This is a genomic window from Xanthomonas sp. LMG 12461 (assembly GCF_009192935.1).
Classification (GTDB): domain Bacteria; phylum Pseudomonadota; class Gammaproteobacteria; order Xanthomonadales; family Xanthomonadaceae; genus Xanthomonas_A; species Xanthomonas_A sontii.
Genome location: NZ_NQYT01000059.1, coordinates 1 through 26,353, shown reverse-complemented (window position 1 = coordinate 26,353; position 26,353 = coordinate 1). Strand labels below are relative to the sequence as shown.

The following is a 26,353-nucleotide window of genomic DNA, read 5'->3' as shown; positions in this document are numbered from 1 at the left end:
CGCGCAGCGGCCGCGGCCGCTGCGCGATCTCGGCGACCAGGGCCGCGGCAGCCGCGTCGGTGCCGACCGAACCGGACAGCACGTCCAGCGCGGGTTCGTCGCGGTGGCGATCGCGCAGCGCGGCCAGGCGGGCGCGATCGCGCGCCACTGCCAGCACCGGGCTGCCCGCCTCCAGCAACGCCTGGACCACGCCCTGCCCGACCGTGCCGCTGCCCCCGAGGACCAGGACTTCGGGGGCCAACATCCCGCTCACGGGACTTTTCCTCCCGCTGACGGGACAATCGCGATTCGCCCCAGCCGGTCGGTGCCGGACGCGCCCAGGCGCAGGCTGCTGCCGCCCTGCCGCCGCGGCGGCGGCGTGAACTCGCGAAACGCCCTCGGGTAAAGGGATTGCGCCGTCGCCACCGGCGCGGAACGGCGCCGCAGCTGGCGATCGGGGCAGGCGAAAAACTGGAACAGAGTGCGCATCGACATGGGCAAAGACCGTCGGTGATGGCGAATGCAGACAAATTAGGCGCCAAAGCCGCACTTGATTAGTCCGAATTAAGGGGAATAATCGTCCCGCTATCGGTCCAATCGTCTCCACCTCAAGGAACCGCCATGAGCCACGATCTCAACGACACCCTGATCTTCGTCAAGGTGGTCGAGCAAGGCAGCTTCATCGCCGCGGCCAACGCCCTCGGCCTGCCCAAGACCACCGTCAGCCGCAAGGTGCAGGACCTGGAGGCGCGGCTGGGCGCGCGCCTGCTACACCGGACCACGCGCCGGCTCGGGCTGACCGAGGCCGGCGCGGTCTACCACGAGCATTGCCAGCGCATCGCCCGCGAACTGGAGGAAGCCGAGAGCGCGGTGGGCCAGCTGCAGGCCGGCCCGCGCGGCTGGCTGCGCTTCAGCGTGCCCTATTCGGCCGGCATCTCGTGGGTGGCGCCGATCCTGGGCGAATTCCACCGCCAGCACCCGGAAGTGCGCCTGGAGATGATCATGACCAGCGACAAGGTCGACCCGATCGCCGAAGGCGTGGACGTGGCCCTGCACATGGGCACGCTGCCGGATTCGACCATGGTCGCGCGCAAGCTCGCCACCTTCCGCACCCAGGTCTTCGCCAGCCCGTATTACATCGAGCGCCATGGCGAACCGCTGCATCCGGACGATCTGCAGCACCACCGCACGCTGGCGCTGAGCAACGGCCGCGGCGGCGGCAACCGGCTGTGCTGGCCGCTGCGCAACGGCAAGCAGAGCGGCGAATTCCTGGTCCAGCCGATCCTGCTGGCCAACGATTCGGCGGCGCTGATCGGCGGCCTGGTCTGCGGCGAAGGCCTGGTGCTGGCCAGCGACGCGACGATCAAGCCGCTGATCGAGGCCGGCAAGGCGCGGCGCGTGCTCGGCGGCTGGGTCGGGCCGGACCTGGACTTCAACGCGGTGTTCCCGGGCGGGCGCATGCTCTCGCCGAAGGTGCGCGCCTTCGTCGACTTCCTGGTCGACAAGCTCAACTTCGACGTCAGCTACATGATGGCGCAGTGCCCGGCCAAGCTGGCCACACAGCAGGCCGAGGACGGCGCGGAGTTCACCCTCTGCAGCGGTGTGGCGATGAACACGCAGTCTCTGGCCAGCCTGCCGCGCGTGGCCGCCGCACCGGTGCCAGCCGACGCGGCGCTGGAGACGGAAGCCGAGGACGAAGAGGACGCGGCACTGGTCTGAGCCGCGCCGCGCACAACGCGTCGCAGCAGCAGCGCAGAAACGCGAACGGGCCGCAGTGCGGCCCGTTCGTCGTTGCGGTCGGCGGATCGGTCAGCCGGCCGAGGCGCGCAGCGGCACCACGCGGATCTCCACGCGGCGGTTCTGCGCGCGACCGGCCTCGGTGCTGTTGTCGGCGATCGGGTACTTCTTGCCCGCGCCCAGGGTCTGGATGCGCTCGGGCTGCACGCCCTGCGCGGTCAGGTAGGCGGCCACCGAGGACGCGCGCTGTTCGGACAGACGCTGGTTGACCGCATCGCTGCCGATGCTGTCGGTGTGGCCGACGACCTCGATCATGGTCTGGTTGTATTCGCCCAGGGTCTGGGCCACGCCGTTGAGCGCCGAATAGAACTGCGGCTTGAGCGTGGACTGGTTGAAGTCGAAGGTGATGCCGTCGGGCAGATTGAGGGTGATGTTGTCGCCGTCGCGGCGCACGTCGATACCGGTGTTGGCGGTGCGCTCGCGCAGCGCGCGTTCCTGCCGATCCTGGTAGTTGCCGATCGCCGCGCCGCTGAGCGCGCCGATGCCGGCGCCGATCATCGCGTGCTGGCGGCGCTCGGTGGCGCTGCTGCCGCTGAGCAGGCCGGCGGCGACGCCGACCGCGGTGCCGATCAGCGCGCCGCGGCCGGTGCGGTTCTGCTGCTCGGTAGGATTGCCGTACTGGTCGCGCTGCACGTAGGAGCCGCCGGTGGCGCAGGCGGACAGCACCAGCGCACTGGCCAGGGCCACGGACACGCCGCGAAGGGTGGTCGTTTTCATCATGTTCTCTCCGAACCTGGTTTGACGTGGCCGCAGCATAAACAGGGCCACGCGAGGCGCGGATGAACGCAGCCCGGCGCGCGATGCGCCCGGTTCAGGAAGACGGCAGCAGGTCTTCGGCGTCGGCCGCGCGCAGCGGCTGCTCCCAATCGCCCATCAGCGCCAGGTACAGCAGCTTTTCGAATTCGGCGCCGACCCGGCGCATCACCGCGTCCGGATCGGGAATCAGCCGCGCATCGCCGATCAGACCGAAGTGCACGCGGTGGTTGTAGCTCATGATCGACACGCCGACACCGATCGAGCCGGTCTGCGGCACCCAGAACATCATCTCGCGCACGCGGCTGCCGGCCAGGTACAGCGGCTGCTGCGGCCCCGGCACGTTGGTCGCCACGGTGGTGGCCTTGCGGCTGAACAGGTCCAGCGCCGCCGACTGCAGCGCCGCCGGCGCCATGCCCACCGCCGCCAGCAGGCCGAACACCACCATCGCCTGGCGCGACTGCTTGAGCTGCTGCATCGACTCGGCCACGCACTGCAGGCGCCGCACCGGATTGGCCTCGCCCACCGGCAGGTCCAGGAACACCAGGCCGAAGTGGTTGCCGAGCTTGCGCGCGTGCTCCAGCGGGCGCAGGTTGACCGGCACGGTGGCGCGCAGGGTCACCCCGTCCAAGCGTTCGCCGCGTTCGAGCATGTAATCGCGCAAGGCGCCGGCCATGGTCGCCATCAGCACGTCGTTGACCGTGCAGTCGCAGGCGCGGCCCACCGCCTTGACCTCGTCCAGGTCCAGCGGCTCGGCCCAGGCCACGCGTTTGCTGACGCCGAGGCGGCCGCGCAGCAGCGTCGGCGGATCGTCGGCCAGCAGCAGCGCATTGACCAGTTCGCGGCCGATCAGCCCGCCTTCGCGCGCCAGCATCTGCGGCAGGTTCGGGTCCTGCGCCATCGCCCGGCCCTTGTCGAGCATGCGTCCGCCGAGCTTGAGGTAGCGGTCCACCGCGCCGACCCGGCGCACCACCTCCTTGCCGTCGTCCTTGAGCCAGGCGCGCCCGAGCTGCGCCGACGGCTCAGGGGTGCGCTGGGTATCGGTCAGCGACAGCAGCACCTGCACCAGCGCGATGCCGTCGGCATAGCTGTGGTGGATCCGCGCCACCAGCGCCGAGCCGCCTTCGTAGCGCTCGATCAGGTGGAACTGCCACAGCGGCTTGGTCTTGTCCAAGGGCGTGGAGGCCATCTGCCCGGCGAAGCGCTCCAGCGCCTTCTTCTGCCCGCGCCCGGGCAAGGCCGACAGGCGCACGTGCCAGTCCAGATCGAAATCGTCGTCGCGCTGCCAGTAGGCGCCGGTGGCGGTCTCCACCGGCTTCTGCAGGAACCGCGGGAAGGCCAGGAAGCGCTTGCGCACCAGTTGCTTGAGCGCAGGCAGGGTCAGCGGCTCGTCGAACATCAGCACGCCGGTGATCATCATCGGATTGGTCGGCCGGTCCATCCGCAACCAGGCGGTGTCCACGCGCGACATCGGTTCGCGCTGCGGCTTGCGGCGAGCTGAGCTGGTGGCCATGCGGGCTCCTGTCCGAGCCCGGAGTGAATCATGGCCCCGCGAAGGGCGTCAATCGCGCCTGCGGCCATGCTGCGCCGCGCAACACCGCGCCCGTGCTCAGCCGGCGGCGGTCTCGCGGTAGGCGGCCAGCGCCGCATCGCGGCCGGCGGCCAGGTCCACGATCGGCTGCCGCGGATACTGCGGGGCGGCGTGCGCCAGCCGCTGCGGCGCCTGCCAGGGCGCAAAGCGGTCGGCCACCGGCAGCGCCGCCAGTTCCGGCACCCAACGCGCGATGTACTCGCCCTTCGGATCGAACTTCTGCGCCTGGGTCACCGGATTGAACACGCGGAAATACGGCGCGGCATCGGCGCCGGTGCCGGCCACCCACTGCCAGCCCAGGGTGTTGTTGGCCAGGTCGGCATCGACCAGGGTGTCCCAGAACCAGCGCGCGCCTTCGGACCAATGCACGCGCAGGTGCTTGCACAGGTAGCTGGCGACGATCATGCGCACGCGGTTGTGCATCCAGCCAGTGTGCCACAGCTCGCGCAGGCCGGCATCGACGATCGGCACGCCGGTGCGTCCGCGCTGCCAGGCGTGCAATGTCGCCGCATCGGGCTTGGCCCAGCGAAAGCGCTCGAAGCGCGGATTGAGGTTGCGCTCGGGCGTGTCCGGGAAATGGTGCAGCAGGTGGTGGGCGAAATCGCGCCAGCCCAGTTGGCGGATGTAGCCGTCGATCGCCGCGGCGGTGGCGGCGCGGCGCTGCCGTTCCAGCGTCGCGACGATGCGCCATGGCGCGATCTCGCCGAAATGCAGGTGCGGCGACAGCCGCGAGGTGCCGACCTGGTCGGGGCGGTCGCGGCCATCGAGATAGTCGCGCAGCGCGCCGTCGACGAACACGTCCAGCGCCTCGTGTGCGCCCGCCTCGCCCGGCTGCCAGACCTCCCAGAAGCCGCGGTCCCAGTCCAGCGCCGGCGCCAGGCCGAGTCGTTGCAGCGGCAGGCTGTCCAGATCCTTGGGCGGCGCTGGCAGCGCCTTCGGCGCGGCCTGCAACGCGGGCACCTGCAAATGGCTCAAGGCGCTGCGCCAGAACGGGGTGAACACCTTGTACGGGCCGCCCTGCTGCGTCGCCAGTTGCCAGGGTTCGAACAGCAGCGCGCTGTTGTGGCTGTGCACCTCCAGGCCCTGTTCGCGCAGTTCGCGCTTGAGCCGCGCGTCGCGCGGTTGCGTGGCCGGCTCGTAGCGGCGATTCCAGTACACCGCCTCCGCGCCGCAGTCGGCGATCACCTGGCGCAAGGCGGTCTCGGCCGGGCCCTGGCGCAGGATCAGGCGCGAACCGCGAGCGCGCAGTTGCGCGTCCAGCGCCGCCAGCGAGCGCTGCAGCCAACTGCGCGAAGCCGCGCCGGCGGCCCATGCGCCCTCGTCTTCCGGGCTGTGCAGATACACCGGCACCGGCGTATGCCCGGCATCCAGAGCGGCCTGCAAGGCAGGTTGATCGTGCAGGCGCAGGTCGCGCCGGAACCAGACGATGGCGTAGCTCATGCGAGGGGACGCAGCGAAGGACGCGCCATGATACGGATCGGGTGCAGCGGCCAGGTGAGCATGCGGCGCGAGTCGCACATGCTTCGACACCGCCGATCCTGGCGCAGCAAGTGTCGCGCTGGCCGGATTTCGTAGACATCGCCGCGCGCCGCGCACGCGCGCCTCGTCCGCCCTGCTATAACGCCGTGGCGGGCGCCGTCATGTCGAAACGGCGCCGCGACCGCTGCTGATGGATGACGTTCCGGGGAAGGACGTCATTCGTGCTTTCGCTGCACCGCGCACGACATGGCCACGGCCGTCTCGCGCGCACGGGGGGAACATCCGCCATCGCCTCTGCGATCTCACGGTCATCACGGCCGGCGAGCGCGGTTGCGTGCGCCCCGAACCGCCCGCGCCCGGACCTGCATCGACAGGGCCGCGACGCGCTGCGGGCAGCCAACGGCGCAGCACGGCCATGCCCATCGCAGACATCCGCAAGACTCTCAGGAGAGCAAGATCCATGGACAAGCGCATCGCAAAAGCCGCCCTCACCCTCGCACTGAGCCTCGCCGCCCCGCTGGCGATGGCCTGCACCGCCGAACCCATCCAGCTACAGAATGAGGTCAGCCTCGACAACGGCATCGAGTGCGGCGGCGGCGGCGGTGGTGGCGGCGGCAGCACGCCGGTCTACACGCTGCAGGGGGTGATCCAGAATCAGGGCTACGAGTCCGACGGACGTCCGGCCGGCGGCAAGCGCCTGAAGATCCGCGCGTACTCGCGCTTCGCCAACGCCAACAACGACCGCGTCGATGCCAACTACATCAACGTGCGCTGCAACGCCTACGATCAGATCGGCAACGGCTACACCACCGACTACGACGAGGAAGGCAACGGCGCGCTGGTCGACGTGCACTTCAAGTCGAACTTCGTCTACGGCATCTATCGCAAGATCACCGTGGTCTGCACCCACCACGCCGAGTACGGCGCCAACACCTACGACGCCACCAGCAACGCCGAGATCGAGATTCCCTACTGATCGCTGCGTCGCGCCCTCACGCCGGCGCCCGGAACGTACCGGGCGCCGCACTCGCAAGATGATGTGCGCGTAGCGCGCAGGCTTACTCGAATGCGCCCACCGAGTCGTGGGCGAGATTGTCGAAGCGGGTGTATTCGCCGAAGAACTTGAGCTTGCACGACCCGGTCGGGCCGCCACGGTGCTTGCCGATGATGATTTCGGCCAGGCCCTTGTCCGGCGAATTTTCCTTGTTGTAGTAGTCGTCGCGGTAGATGAACACGATCATGTCCGCGTCCTGCTCGATCGCGCCGGATTCGCGCAGGTCGGCCATCACCGGGCGCTTGTCGGTGCGGGTTTCCAGCGAGCGGTTGAGCTGCGACAGCGCGATCACCGGCACCCCCAGCTCCTTGGCCAGGCCCTTGAGCGAGCGCGAGATCTCCGAGATCTCGGTGGCGCGGTTCTCGCTGTTGCCGGGCACCGACATCAGCTGCAGGTAGTCGATCACGATCAGGCCCAGGTCGTGCTCGCGCTTGAGCCGGCGCGCCTTGGAGCGCAGCACTTCCGGCGACACGCCCGGCGTGTCGTCGATGAAGATCTTGGTCTCCTTGAGCATCTTGATCGCGCCGGTGACCCGCGCCCAGTCCTCGTCCTCGAGCTGGCCGGTGCGCAGGCGCTGCGCGTTAATGCGGCCGTTGGAGGAGATCAGGCGCATCGCCAGCTGCGAGGCGGACATTTCCATCGAGAACACCGCCACCGCCTTCTTCGACTTGATCGCCGCGTATTCGGCGATGTTCAGCGCGAAGGTGGTCTTGCCCATCGCCGGACGCGCGGCGAGGATGATCAGGTCGGTCGGCTGCAGGCCGGCGGTCATCGCGTCGAAGTCGTTGTAGCCGGTCGGCAGGCCGGTGATGTTGCCGCCGTTCTCGAAGCGGTTGCGCAGTTCCTCGAACGCGTCCTTCAACGCGCCGGGCATCGCCACGAAGTCGCTGCGCCCGCGCGCGCCGGCCTCGGCGATCTGGAACACCGCCTTTTCCGCCGACGCCAGCAGTTCCGAACTCTCGCGCCCTTCCGGCTGGAAGCCGTCGTTGACGATGGTGGTGCCGACCTCGATCAACTGCCGCAGCACCGCCTTGTCGCGAACGATCTCGGCGTAGGCGACGATGTTGGCGGCCGAGGGCGTGGTGCTGGCCAGTTCGATCAGGTAGGCGCCATCGCCGACCATCTCCAGCTTGCCCTGCGATTCGAACCACTCGCCCAGGGTCACCGCATCGAACGGGCGTCCCTTCTCGGCCAACTCGCGGATCGCGCGGTAGATCAACTGATGATCGCGCCGGTAGAAATCGTTCTCGGTGAGCTGGTCGTTGACCCGGTCGTAGGCGTCCGGTGCCAGCATCAGGCCGCCGAGCACGGCCTGTTCGGCCTCGATCGAGTGCGGCGGCACGCGCAACTGGTCGAGACGCGGCTCGCTGCGTTCGCTGCGCTCGCTTTTGCGATCGCCGCGGTAGCCGGGACGGGCGGACATAGGCTGGGTCTTCTCTGTGGGGCGCGGGCGCCGGGCGCGGCCTCACCGCGGCCCGGGCGCCGATTTTAGTCGCCGCGCCCGGCCGGGGCTAGGGCGACGCTTAACACAGGGCGCCTGCCTGAGCGGCGGCACCTGCGTCGTCCCGCCTCGCCAGAGGCTGGGGACAAGTCTGGGGACAAGCGGTTGAGAACCTCGCCGAGACCGCGTCGCACAAGGCCCGCCCTGCCCCATCCGCGCACCACGGCATGCGCCGCAATGGCGCTCAGGCCTGCAGTTCGTCGATCCAGGCGATGAACTTGTCGACGAAGCCGGCGAGGAACTTGCGCGTGCGCTCGTCGTCGATCGCGCCGTCCTCGGCGATCAGCCCCTCCCTGAACTGCAGAAAGATCTCCGGCTGCCCCAGCACCGGCATGTCCAGGTAGGCCAGCACGTTGCGCAGGTGCTGCTGCGCCATGGCGGTGCCGATCGCCCCCGGCGAGGTCCCGCACACCGCGGCCGGCTTGCCGGCGAAGGCGCTCTCGCCGTACGGCCGCGAGCCCAGGTCGATGGCGTTCTTGAGCACGCCGGGAATGGAACGGTTGTATTCGGGGGTGACGAACAGCACCGCGTCGGCGCCGCTGACCTGCGTCTTCAGGCGCCGGCCCTGCGCCGGATAGTCGTGGTCGTGGTCCTGGTTGTACAGCGGCAGGTCGCCGATCTCGACGTACTCGAAACGGGCGCGGTCGCCGGCGAGTCGCTGCAGCGCGTGCGCCAGACGCCGGTTGAACGACTCCTTGCGCAGGCTGCCGACGAACACGGCGATGCGGTACTGGCTCATGGCGTTACTCCTGACCGAATGGACCTGCAGGCTAGCCGCCGGCGCGCGGCAGTCAGGTGAACGCCGTTGACGTCCCGGTCTGCGCCAGGCGTGCCTGCACGTCCTCCGGCAGCGGCGGCAGCGCCACGAAACCCGGCGTCGCGCGCACCCGCTGCAGCCAGTCGCACAGTGCCGGATACTGGGTCAGCGCGATGCCGGCATCGCCGGCGCAATGCGTATAGGCGAACAACGCGATATCGGCGATGCCGTAGGCCGGCCCGGTGAACCAGGCTTGCGCCTGCAGATGCTGCTCCATCACCGCCAGCGCCCGCGTCGCGCCCTCGCGCAGGCGCGGCAGTTCGGCACGGCGCGGCGAGTCGGGCGGCGTCCAGCCGCAGACGAAACGCGCCACCGCCACGTAGGGTTCGTGGCTGTACTGCTCGAAGAACAGCCAGCTCAGCGCCTGCGCGCGCTGCCAGGGATCGGCGGGCAGATACCCGGTGCCCTCGGCCAGCCAGCACAGGATGGCGTTGGATTCGGCCAGCACGCGCCCATCCTCGCGTTCCAGCAACGGCACCTTGCCGTTGGGATTCTTGGCCAGGAACGCCGGGGTGCGGGTCTGGCCGTTGGCGCTGTCGACCTCGACCCAGCGGTAGCCGCAGCCGAGCTGGTCCAGCAACAGCCGCACCTTGTAGCAATTGCCGGACAGCGCCATGCCGTACACGGTCAGGGGAAAACGTTCGGATGCCATGCGCCGCTCCTGTGTCGAATGCCGCCGTCGTCGTGGCTCAGCCCCGCGCCTGCCACTGCGCGCGCGACTGCCCCCACACTTCCACGTCTAATGCCTGCAGCGGCTCGGGCAGGCGGTCCTGGCGCAGGTAGCGCGAGCCTAGCTTGGCCGCCACCGCCTTGGAGTTGGCGTTGTCCGGCACGATGGTGTGGATCACCTCCGTCCAGCCCAACTGCGCGAACGCCCAGTCGATCGACGCCGCGGCCGCCTCCGGCGCATAGCCCTGGCCCCAGAACGCGCGGGCGATGCCCCAGCCGACCTCCGGACCCGGCCAGCCGTGCGGCTGCCAGGGACCGACCCGGCCGATCCACTGCCCGCTGCGCTTCTCGATCACCGAGAACATCGCAAATCCCTGCAACTGCCAGCTGCCGACCAGCGAGGTCAGGCTGCGCCAGACCACCGATGGCGCCTGCACGCCGCCAAGGTGATGCATGGTCTCGGCGTCGGCGGAAAAGGCGCAGAACGCCGCGAAATCCTCGGCAGTGGGCGGGCGCAGCAACAGGCGCTCGGTTTCCACGCGCACATCGAAGACGCTCATCGTCGGTTCTCCTTTGAACAGGCCCGCGGCCGGCCGCGGGCGATGGCTTCAAAACGCATTGATGCCGGTCAGTTCGCGACCGACCACCAGTTGGTGCACGGTCTCGGTGCCCTCGTAGGTGATCACCGATTCCAGGTTCAGCGCATGCCGGATCGCACCGTAGTCGGTGGTGATGCCGGCTCCGCCGAGCAGGTCGCGGCATTCGCGGGCGATGTCCAGGGCCATGCGCACGTTGTTCCACTTGGCCAGCGACACCTGCGCCGGCTGCAGCGTGCCGGCGTCCTTGAGCCGGCCCAGTTGCAGCGCCAGCAACTGCGCGCTGGCGATGCGCCGTGCCATGTCGGCCAGCTTGATCTGCGCGCTCTGCGTCGCCGCCAGCGGCCGCCCGAACAGCATTCGCTCGCCGGCATAGGCCAGCGCCTCGCGCAGGCAGGCGATGGCCGCGCCGATCGCGCCCCAGCTGATGCCGTAGCGGGCCTGGGTCAGGCAGGCCAGCGGACCCTTCAGACCGCGCACGCCGGGCAGGCGCTGGCTGTCGGGCAGGCGCACATCGTCGAAGAACAGCGCCGAGGTCACCGAGGCACGCAGGCTCATCTTGTGCGCGATGTCCTGGGTGCCGAAGCCCGGGGTGCCGGCCTCGACCAGGAAACCCTGGATGCCGTCGTCGGTCTGCGCCCACACGATCGCCACGTCGGCGATGCTGCCGTTGGTGATCCACATCTTGCTGCCGCTCAGGCGCCAACCATCGCCGTCGCGCACCGCACGGGTCTGCATCGCCGCCGGGTCGGAGCCGCCCTGGGACTCGGTCAGGCCGAAACAGCCGATCGCCGTGCCGGCGGCCATCGCCGGCAACCAGCGCTGGCGTTGCGCGTCGCTGCCATAGGCATGGATCGGGTACATGCACAGCGAGGACTGCACACTGACAAAACTGCGCAGGCCGCTGTCGCCGCGCTCCAGTTCCTGACAGATCAGGCCGTAGCAGACCGCGTTGAGGCCGCCACCGCCCTGCCCGGCCGGCAGGCTGGCGCCGAGCAGCCCCAGTTGCGCCAGTTCCGGCACCAGTTCGCGCGGGAACCGCGCCTGGTCGAAGGCGTCGCCGATCACCGGCAGCACTTTCGCATCGACGAAGCGCGCCACCGCCTGCTGGATCGCGCGCTCCTCCTCGCTGAGCAGCGCGGCTACGTTGAACAGGTCGTCGCAAGGCAGGGGCATGGCGGCATCCACGGCGAAAACCGCATTGTATCGGTCCCGCCCGCGCCGCCGCCCGCAGATAGACGAAGGCCGGCGCACGCGCCGGCCTTCGGAGGTGCAACCGCGCTGCGACTCAGCGCTGGCTGACGGCGACGTCGCCGGCCGAGGCGGTCTGGGTGACCAGGCGGCCGTCCAGCACCGGCAGGCGGTCGCTGTTCGGGCGGTCGTCCATGCGCACGGTCTTTTCCTGGCCGTCGTAACGGTAGGTCACGTCATAGCCCTTGACCACGTCCTGCGTGCCCATGGCGATGCGGCTGCCCGGCTTGCTGTCCATGCGCATGGTGCCGGTGGTGCCGTCGTCGTTGCGGTAGGTCACGTTGTAGCCGGTGATGGTCGAGGACTGCGCGGTGCTGTTCTCGGTGTGGCACTGGCGCTCGGTGCGGTCGACCACGCGACCGCCGACATGGTTCTGGTCGATGCGGTTGCCGATGAAGCCACCGGCCACCGCGCCGGCCGCGGTCGCGGCCTTGCGGCCGTTGCCATGGCCGATCTGGTTGCCGAGCAGGCCGCCGACCACCGCGCCAACCACGGTGCCGCCGACATTGCCGTCGCGCTCGGGCAGGCGCTCCTGCACCACCACGTCGTTGCAAACTTGGCGTGGCGTGGTGGTGGTGGAGGTCTGGCGCAGCGGCTCGGTGCCGATCACCTCGGCGTAGCGCTGCTGCTTCTGGGTGATCGGATCGACCCGGACCACGTCGGCGTACTCGAGCTTGCCACCGACGCTGTTGTCCATCGCGCTGTCGCCGCGGGTATTGTCCAGGGCCGGGCGCACGTCGCCGCTGGCGACGTCCACGGGTTTGTCGCGATTGTTCATGAAGGCCGCGGTGGCGACGCCGCCGACCAGCAAGGCGCCAGCCGCGACCAGAACGGTTGTCGTAGTGCTTTTCATGTGTGCTCTCCTGCGGGCTGACCGCGTTGTCTACGGTGCTGTGATTACCATGCCGAAGCTGAACCGATCCGCTCCCTATTCAGTAACGCGGCGTACACGCGACTGGTAACGCCCCCGGAACGTCGCCATATCAAAGCTGTTAGCGTTTCCACCGCTGCCCCGGAGCACCTGACATGCCCAACCCGATCGTCTATCCGCTGCTGCGCTGGGCGGGCAAATTGCGCTACCCGACGCTGTTCAAGATCGCCGCCGGGCTGTTCGTGCTGAGCGTGCTGCTGCCCGATCCGGTGCCCTTCATCGACGAGATCGTGTTCGGCCTGGGCACCCTGCTGCTGGCCAACTGGAAGACCCGCACCCCGGCGCCGGCCACCGAGCCGCTGAACTCGACCGCGCAACGCGTGCGCCGCTGAGCGCCGATGCCGTTGATCGACAGCCACTGCCACCTGGACGCGGAAGAGTTCGATCCGGACCGCGACGCGGTGATCGCGCGCGCGCAGGCGGCGGGCGTGCAGGCGCAGGTGGTGCCGGCGGTGACCGCGGCGTCTTGGGCGAAGCTGCGTGCGGTCTGCGCGGCCTCGCCCGGCCTGTATCCGGCGTATGGCCTGCATCCGCTGTTTCTGGCCGAGCACCGGCCCGAGCACCTGCCCTTGCTCGGCGAGTGGATCGAACGCGAGCGTCCCTGCGCGATCGGCGAATGCGGCCTGGACTTCTTCGTCGAAGGCTTGGACGAAGCCGAGCAGCAGCGCTACTTCGCTGGCCAGCTGCAACTGGCACGAGAGTTCGACCTGCCGGTGATCGTGCATGCGCGGCGCGCGGTGGACGCGGTGATCCTGGCGATCCGCAAGGTCGGGCGCCTGCGTGGCGTGGTGCACAGTTTCGCCGGCAGCGCCGAGCAGGCGGCACAGTTGCAGTCGCTGGATTTCCTGATCGGCCTGGGCGGGCCGGTCACCTACGCACGGGCGCAGCGCCTGCGCCGGCTCGCCGCCACGGTGCCGTTGCAACAGCTGCTGCTGGAAACCGATGCGCCGGACCAGCCCGATGCCGCGATCCGCGGCCAGCGCAACGAACCGGCGCGGCTGCGCACGGTGCTGGACACCATCGCCGCGCTGCGCGACGCACCTGCCGCCTCCATCGCCGCGCAGACCACGGCCAACGCGCAGCGCTTGTTCGGCGGCCTGCCCGACGTGCTTCCCGACACAGCCGGGCCGGGCTGACGCAGGGCTTTCCCGCAGACACAGCGCACACCGCTCGCCGGCGTGGCGGCGCCCTGCGCAAGCGCCGCTCGGCACACAGGCACGCTGGCCAACGCGCAGCTCCACGCTGCAGCGATCCGCGCGAACGTCGCTTGCCGCGCATCTTTCGTACGAAACTGTGAACTGGGCTACCGGATCACGGTCTTTCGACAGGGTCTCCGCCTGCTGGCTTCTGCTACTGTGCACCGCGCTGAACGGCGAGCGGATCTTTTGTCCGCCAGGCACCGGAGTGTGAACCCGTTCGCTCTCAGCACAAGGCTCGGCGGCCGGCTCGATGGCACGCGTTCTGGCAGATCGGATCATCCTGGCGTGAAACAACCGGCAAGCCGTATCCCCTACCCGCTTCTCCACAGCGCGCGGCGCACGCGTGCGATCGCCTCCTCCGCGGCCGCCCCGGCGCGAGCGGAGCCATCGCGCATGCGAGCGCCACGACGATGAAAAGCGCCGCGAGTTCCGAGAAACACGTCTCCAACGGCGAAAGCTGGGTCTCCCTGAAATTCCGCGACAGCAATCGCAGCCGCAAGATGCGCAGCACCTTGACCCTGGCCGGGGTCTCGTGCACCACGCTCGGCGCCTTGTGGACCGTGTGCTACCTGTACTACGGCCGGCCGGAACTGGCGCTCGCCTTCGTCGGGCTCACGGCGGTCGGCCTGCTCGCGCTGTGCCGCCGCCGCCATTGCGACGAGGCCTCGTTGTCGCTGGTGGCGCATGGCGTGTTCGTGGTGGTGCTGGTGATCTCGATCATCGATGCGCCGATCGGCACCGTGCCGCGCTCGGTGCACACCTTCTTCCTGCCGCTGGCGGCCGGCGCGCTGTTCGTGTTCGACCGCAGCCGCCGCTACCGCGCGCTGGTGTTCCCGCTGGCATGCCTGGGCGCCTTCGTCGCGTTCGGTTCGGGCGAACTGGACTGGCTGGCGCCGGCGTCCTCGCCGCCGCCGGGGATGCGCCGGCTCGGCGCGATCTCCAACATGGCCTGCGCGGCCGGCCTGCTCGCGGCGATCCTGCACATCTACCGCAACGACGTGAACGCGCGCATTTCGCTGGAGCGGGAACTGGCGCGTGCAGTCGGCAACGGCGAGATCGAGGTGCTGTACCAGCCGCAGGTGAGCGCGAACGGCAGCATGCTCGGCGCCGAGGCGCTGGTGCGCTGGCGCCATCCCAGCGGCAAGCTGCTGACCCCGGACAAGTTCATCCCGCTGGCCGAAGAGAGCCAGCTGATCCGGGACGTGGGACTGGAAGTGCTGCGTCAGGCCTGCAGCACGCTGCGGCGCTGGTCGCACGAGCAGGATCTGCGTGCGCTGGTGGTCGCGGTGAACGTCAGCCCGGTACAGTTGCTCGATCCCAACTTCGTGGCGTCGGTGAAGCAGGTGATCACCAGCGAGGGGGTGGCGCCGGCGTCGCTGGAATTCGAACTGACCGAATCGGCGCTGTACGTGGACACCGCCGGGGTGCGCGCCAAGATGCACGAACTCAAGGCGTTCGGCATCGGCTGGGCGCTGGACGATTTCGGCACCGGCTTCTCGTCGCTGGCCATGCTCAGGACGCTACCGGTCACCAAGCTGAAGATCGACCGGCAGTTCGTCAACGACGCCAAGGCCGACGAGTCCTCGCGGCGCCTGCTGGCCAAGATCGTGGAGATCTCGGAGGTGATGGGCATGGTCGCGCTGGCCGAAGGCATCGAGGATGCGCAGCAGTGCGAGATGCTCTCGGCCATGGGTTGCCGGCACTTCCAGGGCTTCCTGTTCGGCCGGCCGCAGCCGGCGCACGACCTGGAACGGCTGGCCTTCCTGCAGGCCGGCACCGAGCGCAACCTGATGAGCGGCGCGGCCACGCGCGCCCCGGACGCGCCGCCGCCGTCCAGCGCGCGCTAGGCGGCCGCCGCCTCGCGCGCCACCGCGCGCTTCAACAGCATCTCCAGCGCCTTGCCGACCGCGGCGAAGGCGAACGCACCGGTGATGTGGGTGGCCGCGCCCAACCCGGCGCCGCAGTCCAGGTTCAAGGCCGCATCCGGCCCCAGCACAGGACGCAGTCCGCAGACGCTGCCATCGGCCTGCGGATAGCGCACGTTCTCCAGCGAGTACACCGCCGGCACGCCGAAATAGCGCTGCGGGTTCTTGGGGAAATTGAATTCGCTGCGCAGCTTCTTGCGGATCAGCGCCAGCATGGCGTCGTGCTCGGTGCGCGACACGTCGCGGATCCGCACCAGGGTCGGATCGGTGCGCCCGCCGGCCGAGCCCACGGTCAGCAGCGGCAGCTTGCGCCGCCGGCACCAGGCGATGGTCTCGACCTTGACCCGAAAGCTGTCGCAGGCATCGATCACCAGGTCGAAGCCGGCATCGAGCAAGTCGGCGATGTTGGTCGGGGTGAGGAAGGCCTCGACCGGCACCGCCTCGATCTGCGGATTGATCGCCACGCAGCGCTCGGCCATCGCCACCGCCTTGTTGCGCCCGTACTGACCGGCCAATGCCGGCAGTTGCCGGTTGGTGTTGGACACGCAGATGTCGTCGGCGTCGATCAGGGTCAGATGCCCGACGGCCGAGCGCGCCAGCGCCTCGACCACCCACGAGCCGACCCCGCCCATGCCGACCACCGCCACACGACAGCGCGCCAGCCGCGCGATCGTGCCTTGCCCGTAGAGCCGGTCGATGCCGGCGAAGCGTTCGCGCCATTGTTCGTTCATCCGCGCATTTTAGGGGATTGCCTGGGGAGCCGGGATTGGGGACTGGGGACTGGGGATTCGCGGCGTGGCTTGGCGGCCCGCGCGCGACGCGTCGCCGCAGGCGTACCATCGGCACTCCATCCCGCTGCGCATGCCTGCCATGGCCAAGCCGCCCTCATCCCCGCCCGCTTCCGCGTCCCGCTATCTGTTCGTGCTGCTGGCCGGCCTGTTGCTCGGCCTGGTGCTGACGGTGATGGCGCTGCGCGCGGTGCAGGCGCGGCAGGATCCGTTCCCGCGCAGCCTGATGCAGGTGATGGGCAAGCAACTGGCGCTGCTCGAACGCGACACCGCGCACCGGCAATGCAGCGGCGCGGGTCCGCAGGCGCGGCTGCGCACGCTGCGGCTGCTCGGCGACGAACTGGGCACGGCGTTTCCCGACCTGGCCGACGACAGCCGCTTCCGCGAGCACGCCGATGCGCTGCGCGCCGGTGTGGACGCGGCGCTGGCACAGCCGCCGGCCGACTGCGCCGCGCTGGCGCAGGCGCGCCAGCAGATCGACGAACGCTGCGACGCCTGCCACCGCGATTTCCGCTGAGCGTTCGCTGAGAGCGGCGCCGAGCTTGCTGCAGGGGTTTCGCTGACGGACCGACGCAGGCCTCGCTGCGCTGTCGGCGTGGCTTCAGCGCACATGTGCCAGTGCGCGTATCGATGAATTGCCGCTGACGCAAGCAGGCGCGAGGCTGAACGGCACCTGCCAGGGTTGGCGTTGCATTCACGCAGGGGTGGACAGGATGCGTGCGAACGCGGCGCTGCCGCCGCGCTCCATCACTGTCGAGGAGAGCACCCATGAAGATTCAACTGATGGCCACCGCTGCCGTGGCGACCCTGGCGCTGGCAGGCTGCGCCACGTCCCCGGGCTATGGCGGCGGTTACGGCGGCGGCTACAGCCAGCCGGCGCGCGGCGGTTACACCCAGACCCGCTGCGCCGACTGCGGCATCGTCACCCGCATCGACACCGTACCGTCCGGCCGCACCGCGCCGTCGGCCACGGGCGCGATCCTGGGCGGCATCGTCGGCGCGGTCGCCGGCCATGAGATTTCCGACCACACCGGCGGCAGCAAGGGCAACCAGAACGTGTCGGCGGTGGCCGGCGCGGCGGCTGGCGCACTCGCCGGCAACCAGATCCAGAAGAACGTCACCAGCGATACCTACGACGTGCATGTGCAGATGGACGACGGCCGGGTGATCGTGGTCAACCAACGCGACCTGGCCGGGGTGCGCGAGAACACCTACGTGCGCGTGGTCAACGGGCGCGTCGTGCCGCGCTGATCGGCCTCGCCGACCTGCCCCGAAACGCAAAAAGGCCCGCAGTGCGGGCCTTTTTGCTGCGCGCGACGCGGCGCGCGACAACGCCTCAGAGCGGCTGCACCGCGTCGGCCTGCAGGCCCTTCTGGCCCTGCACCACGGTGAAGCTGACCTTCTGACCTTCCTTCAGGCTCTTGAAGCCCTGGGTCTGGATCGCCCGGAAGTGCACGAACACGTCCTCGCCGTTTTCGCGGCTGATGAAACCGAAACCCTTGGCATCGTTGAACCACTTCACGGTGCCGTTTTCGCGATTGCCAGTGCCGTTCATGATCGACTTACTCCTTGGAACACGTCTCAGGGGTGGGTACGCCGTGGGGTGCGGCGGCTGGTTGCAAGGAGGAAGCGAGGTATAACGATGTAGCGGATCGGTGGATCTACCGCATCAGGCCACGATTCACGGTGACCTTTGCAAACGCAGCGGCTGCAACTTACCCCGGTCAAAATGAAAATGCAATCAGCAAAAAGACCCCATCTGTCAACCCCCAAATCTCCCCCGCGGTGAGCCACGTGGACCCTGCGTTCATCTATTACGTCTGTGCCGGCCTCCTGGTTCTGGTCGGGCTGGCAGGGGTGCTGCTGCCGGCCCTGCCCGGCACCCCGCTGATGTTCGCCGGGATGCTGCTGGCGGCCTGGGCCGACGGCTTCCAGCGGCTGGGCTGGCCGACGCTGACCGTGCTGGGCGTGCTCACCGCGCTATCGCTGCTGGTCGACCTGCTGGCCACCGCGTTCGGTGCGCAGCGCGTCGGCGCCAGCCGCAAGGCGCTGTGGGGATCGGTGCTGGGCGGGATCGCCGGCATGTTCTTCATGCCGATCGGGCTGTTCGTCGGCCCCTTCGTCGGTGCCCTGGCCGGGGAGTACTGGCACGGCCGCGAACTGCGCCAGGCGACCCGCGTCGGCGTCGGCACCTGGCTGGGCATCGTCCTGGGCACCGCCGCCAAGCTCGGCCTGGCCCTGGCGATGCTCGCGGTGTTCGCGGTGGCCTGGCTGCTCTGACGCAGCACGCCTGAAGACGGCGTCGCGGCGGCAGCATGAACGTGTGATGACCCTGTTGTCGTCACTTCCTGTATTTTCCCTGCCGGCCATTCACCCCGGCAGCGCACCACCCGCCCGCGCCGCCCGTTGCAGCGAGAACCGCATGTCCCATCGTCAGGTCCGTCCCCTGTTGCTGCTGTCGATCGCGGCCGTGCCGCTTGCGCACGCGCAGGAAGTCCTGCCCACCCCCGCCTCGCCGGAAGCCTGCGTGGCGATTTCCAGCGACGCCGCCCGCCTGGCCTGCTACGACCAGGCGTTGTCGCGCCGCACCGCCGATCCGCAGGCCGCCGATGCCGCGGCAAAGGCTGCCAGCGAACGCCAGAAGCAACAGCTGGACGCCAGCGTGCCGGAAGACGCCGGCGTCGCCGAGCGCACCCGCCAGCGCGCCGCCGCGATCTTCAAGCAGGACCGCTACGACAGCACCATCGCCAATGCCGGCAAGGGCTCGCTGCTGGACAGCCACTGGGAACTGGCCAAGGACTCCAAGCTGGGCACCTTCCAGCTGCGCGCCTACAAGCCGGTGTACCTGCTGCCGGCGTTCTGGACCAGCAAGAAGAACGAGCTGCCGTCCTCGCCGAACCCGGTCAACACGGTGACCACCGCCGAGCCGCTGGACAGCGTGGAGGCGAAGTTCCAGCTGAGCTTCAAGACCAAGATCGTGGAGAACATCTTCGGCGACAACGGCGACCTGTGGGGCGCCTATACCCAGAGCTCGCGCTGGCAGGTGTACAACTCCGAGCAGTCGCGGCCGTTCCGCGAGACCAACTACGAGCCGGAACTGATGCTGGTGTTCCGCAACAACTACAGTCTGTTCGGCTGGAAGGGACGGATGACCGGCATCCAGCTGACCCACCAGTCCAACGGCCGCAGCGATCCGCTGTCGCGCAGCTGGAACCGGGCGATGCTCAACATCGGCCTGGACCGCGACAACTGGGCGCTGGTGCTGCGCCCTTGGTACCGCATCCCGGAGAGCCGCAAGCAGGACAACAATCCGGACATCGAGGACTACATGGGCCGCGGCGACGCGACCCTGATCTACAACCGCAACGGCCACGAGGTGGCGCTGATGGCACGGCATTCGCTGCGCGGCGGCGACCGCTCGCACGGCGCGGTGCAGCTGGACTGGGGCTTCCCGATCAGCAACCTGCTGCGCGGCCATGTGCAGGTGTTCGACGGCTATGGCGAGAGCATGATCGACTACAACCACCGCGCCACCTACGTCGGCGTCGGCATCTCGCTGCTGGAATGGTTCTGATCGGCCACGGCTGAGCGGCGCACGCGACGCCCGCCTGGGCGTCGCGTGCGCCGGTCGCTCAGAACCGGTAGTTGCCCTTCAGCCACAGGTTGCGGCCCGGTTCGGCGATACGCACCGGGTCGGCCGGGAAGCCGAAATCGGCGCTGCCGGCCAGGTTGAGATGTTCGCTGTAGCGGCGGTCGAACACGTTGTCGATGCCGGCGCTCAGCCGCAGCCCCTCACTGACCCGGTAGCCGCCGCTCACCCCCAGCGTGGCGAAACCGGCGCTGCGGCCGAGGTCGCGGCCAACCACGTTGCCTTGGTCCAACGCCACCCGCCCCTGCCGCGCCACCGCGCGCAGCAACGCCCCGGCCGACCAGCGCTGCCCTTCCCACTCCAGTCGCAGCCGCGATTCCAGCGGCGGCATCTGCGGCAAGGGCGTGCCGTCGCTGCGGTTCTCGCCCCAGGCGTAGGCCAGCGTGCCGCCGAGAGTCAGGCCGTGCAACGGCTGCCAATCCAGTCCCGCCTCGGCGCCGGCGATGCGCGCATCGACATTGTCGACGCGGGTGGTGGTGCCCATCATGCCGCCGTCGGCATAGGTAAAGAGGATGAAGTCCTGCACCCGCCCGGCGTAGGCGGAGACCCAACCCTGCACGGTCGCGCCGCGGTACTGCAGGCCGAGATCGAGCTGGGTGGTGCGTTCCGGGCGCAGCCCGGCGAAGGCGTTGGCCGCGCCCATCGGGCCCATGTCCGCAGAGAACAGCTCCCAGTAGTCCGGCATGCGTGCGCTGCGGCCCAGGCCGGCATACCAGACGGTGTCGGCCGAGAGGTTGCGCTCCACGCGCAGGAAGCCGCTGCCCAGGTCTTCGCTGCGCGTCTGCCCGGCGGTGGGATTGGGCATGCCCATCATGCCGATGCTGCGCCGGGTGTCCTCGACCTGCGCGCGATCCAGGCGCAGGCCGGCGATCCAGCGCTGCGCCGTGCCGGCGCCGAAGGTCGCCTCGGCGAAGGCGCCGAGATTGTCGAACCGCGCGTCGGTGCGCCACGGCACGGTCCGGTATGCGCCCTCGCCGCTGGCGCTGCGGTCGCGGTGGCGGCTTTGCTGGGTGTCGACGCCGGCCTGGACCACGACCTGCTCCCAGCGCCACTCCGATTCCACGCGCCCGCCGCTGGTGCGCCGGTCCACGTTGGCGGCCATCGGCATCGGCATCGCCGACTGCGGGTTGGGCCGGCGCAACGTGTAGTTGTCCATGACGTGGTCGGCGTCGTTGACGTAGGCGTTGGCGCGCAGCGCTTCCCAGGCGCCGGGCAGGTCGGTGCGCTCGAAGCGCGCGGCGTAGCTGGTGCGACGGAACTGGGTGCCGTCCATGCTGCGCCCGGCGTAGCGGGCCAGGCCGTCGCCGCTGCCGGCGGAGAGTTCCAGCACGGTGTCCGGGTCCGGAGTCCAGCCGACCGCGGCGTCGGCATTCCACTTGCGCCAGCGCGACGGCACCACTGCGCCGTCGCCATCGCGGTAGTCGCCGGCCTCGGAGCGGTTGGCGTCCACGCGGGCGTAGCCGCTGCGGTTGCCGCCGCGCAGGTCCAGGTTCTGGTCGTTGCGGCTCCAGGACCCGACCAGCGCGCTGGCCTCGCCTTCCAGCGTCGGCGCCGCGTAATGCGGGGTGTCGCGCTCGAAGCGCACGGTGCCGGCGGAGGCGCCGGGCCCCCAGCGCACGGTCTGCGGGCCCTTGACGATGGTGAGCCGGTCGAAAGTCTCCGGCGCGATGTAGGACAAGGCGTTGTCCATCCGCGCCGGGCACGCGCCGACCAGGGTGCCGTCGTTGCTGAGCACGTTGAGCCGCGAGCCGAACATGCCGCGCAGCACCGGATCGCCGTTGGTGCCGCCGTTGCGGATCGCGGCGAAGCCCGGCACGGTCTTCAGATAGTCGGCGCCGTCGCTGGCCGGCACCGGCTGCCGCGGCAGCTTCGGATCGACCGTCCAGGTCAGCGGCGCGACCGGCGCGGTGGCAGTCACCTGCATCCGGTCGAGGGTGGTGGCATCGGGCGCTTCGGCATGGCCGGAAGCGGGAAACAGACTGACAAGAATGCAGCACGACAACGCCGCCCGCGCGGGCGACGGCAGGAACTGAGGCATGAGGTGGACTCCAGAAAAGAACGGCGCCGGCGCGCCTAGCGCACCGGAAACAGGAGAGCGTTCTGGAGATTCGGTGGCGGCCCGCGTGCGGCGTGCGCACGCCAGCGCACGGCAGCGTGGATACGGTGGCGCAATGGCGCCGCGGTTGCAGGCGCGGGCAGCGCAGCGGCCAGCAGCAGGACGATCGCCAGCCACGGCAGCAGCCGTGCGGCGAGCAGGCAGTAGTCGCAGGCGGCATGCGCCGGGCCATGGTCGCGCTGTGCGCCCGACACCTCGTGATGATCGGCGTGGATCGCGTGCGCGGCACCGTTTTCCGGTGGCAGTTTAGGCATCGCCTGCAACCCGGCCGTCGTGCACATCGGCACCGACAGGCTTGCGGTCTCCAGCAGCCGGCTGGCCACCGGCGCGACCACCAGCAACAGCGCGGCCAGCAAGGCGGGCCAGCGCATCAGGCGGCGCAGTCGGGCGGGAGCACGGAGGACGGACACCGCATCATTCTAGGCGGCCGCGTCGGCAGCGGGTCGGCCGCAGTCGCGGGTGCGACAACGTGACGCAGGAGGGGGCGCCGCGTGCTGCCCGACGACGCGCGACGCCTCTTGCGCGCGGTGAATCACGTGAGCGGTCAGCGCACGTGCTTGTGAATCAGCGCTTTGCTGATTCGGCTCTCATGTCGAAGACCAGAAAAAACGGACGAGCACAGTTTCCGCGAACCCACTTCCGTTGCCCGGGGAAGCTGCCGCACCCCGACAGCCGACGCCCCACGACATAGCCACCGTTGCTTCCGAAACCACGCTTCCGCGCCATACCTCACGCCCAGTCGGCAATGCCTTCTCGCCGATAGGTCTCGTGGAACGCCGGGCGCGCCTTCATCCTGTCGGCCAGCGCCTTCAGCGCCGGCCAGCTGTCGGTGGGCCGCGGCATGTTGCGCGACCAGCGCATCAGCATGACCAGCACGAAGTCGGCGGCGCTGCAGTGCTCGCCGAGCAGATAGGGGCCGCCCTGTTCCAGGTGGGTCGCCACCTCGTCCCAGGCCTTTTCCAGGAACGCGCGGGCACTGGCGCGCACGCGCTCGGCATTGTCGGCACCGGCCGGTTCGTCGGGATAGAACCAGTCACGGTAGGCCGGCATCAGAGTGTAGGCGCCGAACAGCATCCAGCGGTAATAGGCCGCGCGTTCATGGGTGCCGGGCGGCGGCGCCAGGCCGGCGTGCGGATAGAGGTCGGCCAGGTGCATGGCGATGGCGACCGATTCGGTCAGCACCTGCCCGTCCAGCACCAGCGTCGGTACCCGCCCCTGCGGGTTGAGCGCCAGGTACTCGGGGCTCTTCTGCTCCTGGCGCTCGAAATCGAGCATGCGCAGTTCGAAATCGACCTGCAGTTCGATCAGCAACCAGTGCACGACGAACGAGGCGGTACTGGGCGAACCGTAAAGCACGATGGACACGACGCTTTCCCCGGAGACGGAACCAGCGCCGATTATTGCCGCGGCGCCGGCACACCGCCAGCGCCGCGCGCAACGCCGACGACTTCGTCGGCGTCCGCGCTGCGGCCGATCAGGCCTCGACCACCACCGGGATCTTGCCGATGCGCGCCTGCCACTCGCGCGGGCCGGTCTTGTGCACCGACTCGCCGCTGGCATCGACCGCCACGGTCACCGGCATGTCCTTGACCTCGAACTCGTAGATCGCCTCCATGCCCAGGTCTTCGAACGCCAGCACCTTGCTGGCCTTGATCGCCTTGGACACCAGGTAGGCCGAACCGCCGACCGCCATCAGGTATACCGCCTTGTTGTCGCGGATCGCGGCGATCGCCGCATCGCCGCGCTCGGACTTGCCGACCATGCCCAGCAGGCCGGTCTGCTCCAGCATCTGCCGGGTGAACTTGTCCATGCGCGTGGCGGTGGTGGGGCCGGCCGGGCCGACCACTTCGTCGCGCACCGGATCGACCGGGCCGACGTAGTAGATGAAGCGGTTGGTGAAGTCCACCGGCAGCGTCTCGCCGCGGTTGAGCATGTCGATCATGCGCTTGTGCGCGGCGTCGCGGCCGGTGAGCAGCTTGCCGTTGAGCAGGATCGTCTCGCCTGGCTTGAAGCTGGCCACTTCCTCGCGGGTGATGGTGTCCAGGTTCACCCGGCGCGCATTGGTCGGGTTGTAGGTCAGCTTGGGCCAGTCTTCCAGCGATGGCGGCTCCAGCATCACCGCGCCGCTGCCGTCCAGGGTGAAGTGCGCATGGCGTGTCGCCGCGCAATTGGGGATCAGCGCCACCGGCAGGTTGGCGGCGTGGGTCGGATAGTCCTTGACCTTGATGTCCAGCACCGTGGTGAGGCCGCCCAGGCCCTGCGCGCCGATGCCCAGCGCGTTGACCTTCTCGTACAGTTCCAGGCGCAGCTCCTCGGCGCGGTTGGACGCGCCGCGGGCCTGCAGGTCGACGATGTCGATCGGCTCCATCAGCGCTTCCTTGGCCAGCAGCATCGCCTTCTCGGCGGTGCCGCCGATGCCGATGCCGAGCATGCCCGGCGGGCACCAGCCGGCGCCCATGGTCGGCACGGTCTTGAGCACCCAGTCGACGATGGAGTCGGAGGGATTGAGCATGGCGAACTTGCTCTTGGCCTCCGAGCCGCCGCCCTTGGCCGCGACGATGACGTCGACGGTGTCGCCGGGGACGACCTTCACGTTGACCACCGCCGGGGTGTTGTCCTTGGTGTTCTGGCGCTTGCCGGCCGGGTCGGCCAGTACCGAAGCACGCAGCTTGTTGTCCGGATGGTTGTAGGCGCGGCGCACGCCCTCGTTGACCATGTCCTCCACGCCCATCGTGGCGTCGTCCCAGCGCACGTTCATGCCGATCTCGAGGAACACGGTGACGATGCCGGTGTCCTGGCAGATCGGCCGGTGGCCTTCGGCGCACATGCGAGAATTGATCAGGATCTGTGCGATGGCGTCCTTGGCCGCCGGCGACTGCTCGCGCTCGTAGGCCGCGGACAGGTTCTTGATGTAGTCGACCGGGTGGTAGTAGCTGATGTACTGCAGCGCGTCGGCGACGGACTGGATGAGGTCTTCCTGCTTGATCGAGGTCACGGCTGGCTCTGCGGCTGGCGGGGGGAAACCCGCCCATTTTAGGGCAAAGTGGCGGCCCCGCCCGCTGTCACGCCGGCACGCCCTGTTGCGTCCTGGTCGTCATGACCCACGATCCGACCTTCGAATCCCACCGCGCCCGGCTGTTCGGGCTGGCCTACCGCCTGCTCGGCAGCCGCGCCGACGCCGAGGACATCGTGCAGGACGCCTGGCTGCGCTGGCAGGCCAGCGACCGCGGCACGATCCGCGACCCCGAAGCCTGGCTGGTGACCGCCACCACCCGGCTCGGCCTGGACCGCCTGCGCGCGGCGCGCAGCGCCCGCGTCCACTACGTCGGGCCGTGGCTGCCCGAGCCGCTGGAGATCGCCGACGCAGAAGACGCCGACCCGGCCGAGCGCCATGACCGCGCCGAGCAGGTGTCGCTGGCGTTCCTGGCGTTGCTGGAGCGGCTGAACCCGCACGAGCGCGCAGCGTTCCTGTTGAAGGAGGCCTTCGACCACGACTACGCGCAGATCGGCCGCACCCTGGAGCGCAGCGAGGCCGGCTGCCGGCAACTGGTGCACCGGGCGCGCGAACGGCTCGGCCAGGGCCAGGCGCGCTTCGCGGTCACGCCCGAACGCCACCGCCAGCTGCTGGAGCGCTTCCTGCACGCCTCGCAGCGCGGCGACCGCGCCGCCATCGCCGCCCTGCTGCATGCCGACGCGCAGTTGCGCTCCGACGGCGGCGGCAAGGTCACCGCCAGCCTGCGCCCGCTGCACGGCGCCGAGCGCATCGGTCGGCTGTACTGGGCCGTGGCGCGGCGCGGCCTGGGCCTGCAGGCGCGGATCGGCACGGTCAACGGCGAACCGGCGATCCTGCGCTTCCTGGGGCCGCGGCTGCAGTCGGCGACGCTGCTGGTGATCGACGGCGAGCGCATCGCCGAAGTGCTGACGCTGATGAACCCGGACAAGTTGCCGGCGCCGACGGCGCGACCTGCAGTCAGCCGTGACTGACCTGCGCCGGCGCTGTCACGCCGCGACGCACAGCCGCGTCCTGGAGGGGAAGGCGGCCATGGTGGCCGCCATGCGCGACCCACCATGCACTTCCATCGCATCGACTACACCCGCCACGAACCCGACGCATTCCGCGCCCTGCTCGGCGCCAGCCAGCAGGTCCACGACGGCACGCTCGGCAGCGTCCTCACCGAACTGGTGTTCCTGCGCGTCTCCCAACTCAACGGCTGCGCCTACTGCATCGACATGCATGCCACCGCCCTGCGCAGGGCGG

Annotated in this window: 28 protein-coding genes; 11 read left to right on the top strand and 17 right to left on the bottom strand. The window is 69.5% G+C overall.

Annotated elements, in window-relative coordinates; translation table 11 throughout:
* Together CEK68_RS15195 and CEK68_RS15190 are read right to left on the bottom strand one after the other, a co-directional pair.
* The coding region (locus tag CEK68_RS15195) for an SDR family NAD(P)-dependent oxidoreductase (protein WP_152239869.1) at positions 1–253 on the bottom strand (253 nt) is incomplete at its 3' end.
* Positions 250–474 (bottom strand): hypothetical protein, encoded by a 225-nt coding sequence (locus tag CEK68_RS15190; RefSeq protein WP_017912790.1) that lies wholly within the window; start codon positions 472–474, stop codon positions 250–252. The genes CEK68_RS15190 and CEK68_RS15195, both read right to left, overlap by 4 nt.
* Positions 475–600: 126 nt before the next feature.
* Between CEK68_RS15190 and CEK68_RS15185 the strand changes: the two genes are divergently transcribed.
* Positions 601–1,698: a LysR family transcriptional regulator gene (locus CEK68_RS15185; protein WP_152235808.1), complete on the top strand. Its 1,098-nt coding sequence runs from the start codon at positions 601–603 to the stop codon at positions 1,696–1,698.
* Positions 1,699–1,788: 90 nt separating this feature from the next.
* Here the strand turns inward: CEK68_RS15185 and CEK68_RS15180 are convergent, their stop codons facing one another.
* From CEK68_RS15180 to CEK68_RS15170, 3 genes are all read right to left on the bottom strand, one after another.
* Positions 1,789–2,496, bottom strand: a complete 708-nt coding sequence (locus CEK68_RS15180; protein ID WP_198526544.1) for an OmpA family protein — start codon at positions 2,494–2,496, stop codon at positions 1,789–1,791.
* 91 nt (positions 2,497–2,587) lie between these two features.
* Positions 2,588–4,042: a wax ester/triacylglycerol synthase family O-acyltransferase gene (locus tag CEK68_RS15175; RefSeq protein ID WP_017909015.1), complete on the bottom strand. Its 1,455-nt coding sequence runs from the start codon at positions 4,040–4,042 to the stop codon at positions 2,588–2,590.
* A 96-nt stretch (positions 4,043–4,138) separates the two neighbouring features.
* Positions 4,139–5,560 carry a deoxyribodipyrimidine photo-lyase gene (locus tag CEK68_RS15170; RefSeq protein ID WP_152239868.1) on the bottom strand — a complete coding sequence of 474 codons (1,422 nt, stop codon included), beginning with the start codon at positions 5,558–5,560 and terminating at the stop codon, positions 4,139–4,141.
* A gap of 499 nt (positions 5,561–6,059) precedes the next feature.
* Between CEK68_RS15170 and CEK68_RS15165 the strand changes: the two genes are divergently transcribed.
* Positions 6,060–6,575, top strand: a complete 516-nt coding sequence (locus tag CEK68_RS15165; RefSeq protein ID WP_152239867.1) for a hypothetical protein — start codon at positions 6,060–6,062, stop codon at positions 6,573–6,575.
* A gap of 82 nt (positions 6,576–6,657) precedes the next feature.
* Here the strand turns inward: CEK68_RS15165 and CEK68_RS15160 are convergent, their stop codons facing one another.
* From CEK68_RS15160 to CEK68_RS15135, 6 genes are all read right to left on the bottom strand, one after another.
* On the bottom strand, positions 6,658–8,076 hold the full coding sequence (locus tag CEK68_RS15160) for a replicative DNA helicase (RefSeq protein ID WP_017909018.1): 1,419 nt from the start codon (positions 8,074–8,076) through the stop codon (positions 6,658–6,660).
* A 262-nt stretch (positions 8,077–8,338) separates the two neighbouring features.
* The gene (locus tag CEK68_RS15155; RefSeq protein WP_152239866.1) at positions 8,339–8,893 is read right to left on the bottom strand and encodes an NADPH-dependent FMN reductase; all 555 of its coding nucleotides are present in this window, start codon (positions 8,891–8,893) and stop codon (positions 8,339–8,341) included.
* A gap of 52 nt (positions 8,894–8,945) precedes the next feature.
* On the bottom strand, positions 8,946–9,623 hold the full coding sequence (locus CEK68_RS15150; protein WP_152239865.1) for a glutathione S-transferase family protein: 678 nt from the start codon (positions 9,621–9,623) through the stop codon (positions 8,946–8,948).
* A gap of 37 nt (positions 9,624–9,660) precedes the next feature.
* Positions 9,661–10,200, bottom strand: a complete 540-nt coding sequence (locus CEK68_RS15145; protein WP_152239864.1) for a GNAT family N-acetyltransferase — start codon at positions 10,198–10,200, stop codon at positions 9,661–9,663.
* A gap of 48 nt (positions 10,201–10,248) precedes the next feature.
* Complete coding sequence (locus tag CEK68_RS15140) at positions 10,249–11,424, bottom strand: acyl-CoA dehydrogenase family protein (RefSeq protein ID WP_193314218.1); 1,176 nt, start codon at positions 11,422–11,424, stop codon at positions 10,249–10,251.
* 100 nt (positions 11,425–11,524) lie between these two features.
* Positions 11,525–12,340, bottom strand: a complete 816-nt coding sequence (locus CEK68_RS15135; protein WP_026143201.1) for a glycine zipper 2TM domain-containing protein — start codon at positions 12,338–12,340, stop codon at positions 11,525–11,527.
* Positions 12,341–12,513: 173 nt separating this feature from the next.
* Here CEK68_RS15135 and CEK68_RS15130 point away from each other — a divergent pair, with 173 nt between their 5' ends.
* From CEK68_RS15130 to CEK68_RS15120, 3 genes are all read left to right on the top strand, one after another.
* Entirely contained in the window at positions 12,514–12,750 is a 237-nt protein-coding gene (locus CEK68_RS15130; protein WP_152239862.1) for a DUF6116 family protein, read from the top strand.
* Between the two features lie 6 nt (positions 12,751–12,756).
* On the top strand, positions 12,757–13,554 hold the full coding sequence (locus CEK68_RS15125; RefSeq protein WP_152239861.1) for a TatD family hydrolase: 798 nt from the start codon (positions 12,757–12,759) through the stop codon (positions 13,552–13,554).
* A 473-nt stretch (positions 13,555–14,027) separates the two neighbouring features.
* The gene (locus tag CEK68_RS15120; protein WP_152239860.1) at positions 14,028–15,464 is read left to right on the top strand and encodes an EAL domain-containing protein; all 1,437 of its coding nucleotides are present in this window, start codon (positions 14,028–14,030) and stop codon (positions 15,462–15,464) included.
* Here the strand turns inward: CEK68_RS15120 and CEK68_RS15115 are convergent.
* Complete coding sequence (locus tag CEK68_RS15115) at positions 15,461–16,273, bottom strand: tRNA threonylcarbamoyladenosine dehydratase (RefSeq protein ID WP_152239859.1); 813 nt, start codon at positions 16,271–16,273, stop codon at positions 15,461–15,463. The two genes, CEK68_RS15120 and CEK68_RS15115, sit on opposite strands and share 4 nt — an antisense overlap.
* Before the next feature lie 139 nt (positions 16,274–16,412).
* Here CEK68_RS15115 and CEK68_RS15110 point away from each other — a divergent pair, with 139 nt between their 5' ends.
* Both CEK68_RS15110 and CEK68_RS15105 read left to right on the top strand, forming a co-directional pair.
* Complete coding sequence (locus CEK68_RS15110) at positions 16,413–16,847, top strand: hypothetical protein (RefSeq protein WP_152239858.1); 435 nt, start codon at positions 16,413–16,415, stop codon at positions 16,845–16,847.
* 251 nt (positions 16,848–17,098) lie between these two features.
* Positions 17,099–17,581 (top strand): glycine zipper 2TM domain-containing protein, encoded by a 483-nt coding sequence (locus CEK68_RS15105; protein ID WP_017912805.1) that lies wholly within the window; start codon positions 17,099–17,101, stop codon positions 17,579–17,581.
* 85 nt (positions 17,582–17,666) lie between these two features.
* Here the strand turns inward: CEK68_RS15105 and CEK68_RS15100 are convergent, their stop codons facing one another.
* A complete protein-coding gene (locus tag CEK68_RS15100; RefSeq protein ID WP_017909030.1) occupies positions 17,667–17,885 on the bottom strand; it encodes a cold-shock protein in 219 nt (72 codons plus the stop codon).
* Positions 17,886–18,124: 239 nt separating this feature from the next.
* On the opposite strand from CEK68_RS15100, the gene CEK68_RS15095 reads away from it, so the two are divergent.
* Entirely contained in the window at positions 18,125–18,610 is a 486-nt protein-coding gene (locus CEK68_RS15095; RefSeq protein WP_010344408.1) for a DUF456 domain-containing protein, read from the top strand.
* A 142-nt stretch (positions 18,611–18,752) separates the two neighbouring features.
* Entirely contained in the window at positions 18,753–19,904 is a 1,152-nt protein-coding gene (locus CEK68_RS15090; RefSeq protein WP_152239857.1) for a phospholipase A, read from the top strand.
* Positions 19,905–19,962: 58 nt separating this feature from the next.
* Here the strand turns inward: CEK68_RS15090 and CEK68_RS15085 are convergent, their stop codons facing one another.
* From CEK68_RS15085 to CEK68_RS15070, 4 genes are all read right to left on the bottom strand, one after another.
* A complete protein-coding gene (locus CEK68_RS15085; RefSeq protein WP_152239856.1) occupies positions 19,963–22,017 on the bottom strand; it encodes a TonB-dependent copper receptor in 2,055 nt (684 codons plus the stop codon).
* 35 nt (positions 22,018–22,052) lie between these two features.
* Entirely contained in the window at positions 22,053–22,466 is a 414-nt protein-coding gene (locus tag CEK68_RS15080; protein WP_152239870.1) for a DUF2946 family protein, read from the bottom strand.
* 358 nt (positions 22,467–22,824) lie between these two features.
* Positions 22,825–23,460, bottom strand: coding sequence for a glutathione S-transferase family protein (locus CEK68_RS15075; RefSeq protein ID WP_152239855.1), 636 nt, complete (start codon positions 23,458–23,460; stop codon positions 22,825–22,827).
* A 109-nt stretch (positions 23,461–23,569) separates the two neighbouring features.
* Positions 23,570–25,090 (bottom strand): fumarate hydratase, encoded by a 1,521-nt coding sequence (locus tag CEK68_RS15070; protein WP_152239854.1) that lies wholly within the window; start codon positions 25,088–25,090, stop codon positions 23,570–23,572.
* A 101-nt stretch (positions 25,091–25,191) separates the two neighbouring features.
* Between CEK68_RS15070 and CEK68_RS15065 the strand changes: the two genes are divergently transcribed.
* Together CEK68_RS15065 and CEK68_RS15060 are read left to right on the top strand one after the other, a co-directional pair.
* Positions 25,192–26,079 (top strand): RNA polymerase sigma-70 factor, encoded by an 888-nt coding sequence (locus CEK68_RS15065; RefSeq protein WP_152239853.1) that lies wholly within the window; start codon positions 25,192–25,194, stop codon positions 26,077–26,079.
* A gap of 84 nt (positions 26,080–26,163) precedes the next feature.
* The coding region (locus CEK68_RS15060) for a carboxymuconolactone decarboxylase family protein (RefSeq protein ID WP_193314217.1) at positions 26,164–26,353 on the top strand (190 nt) is incomplete at its 3' end.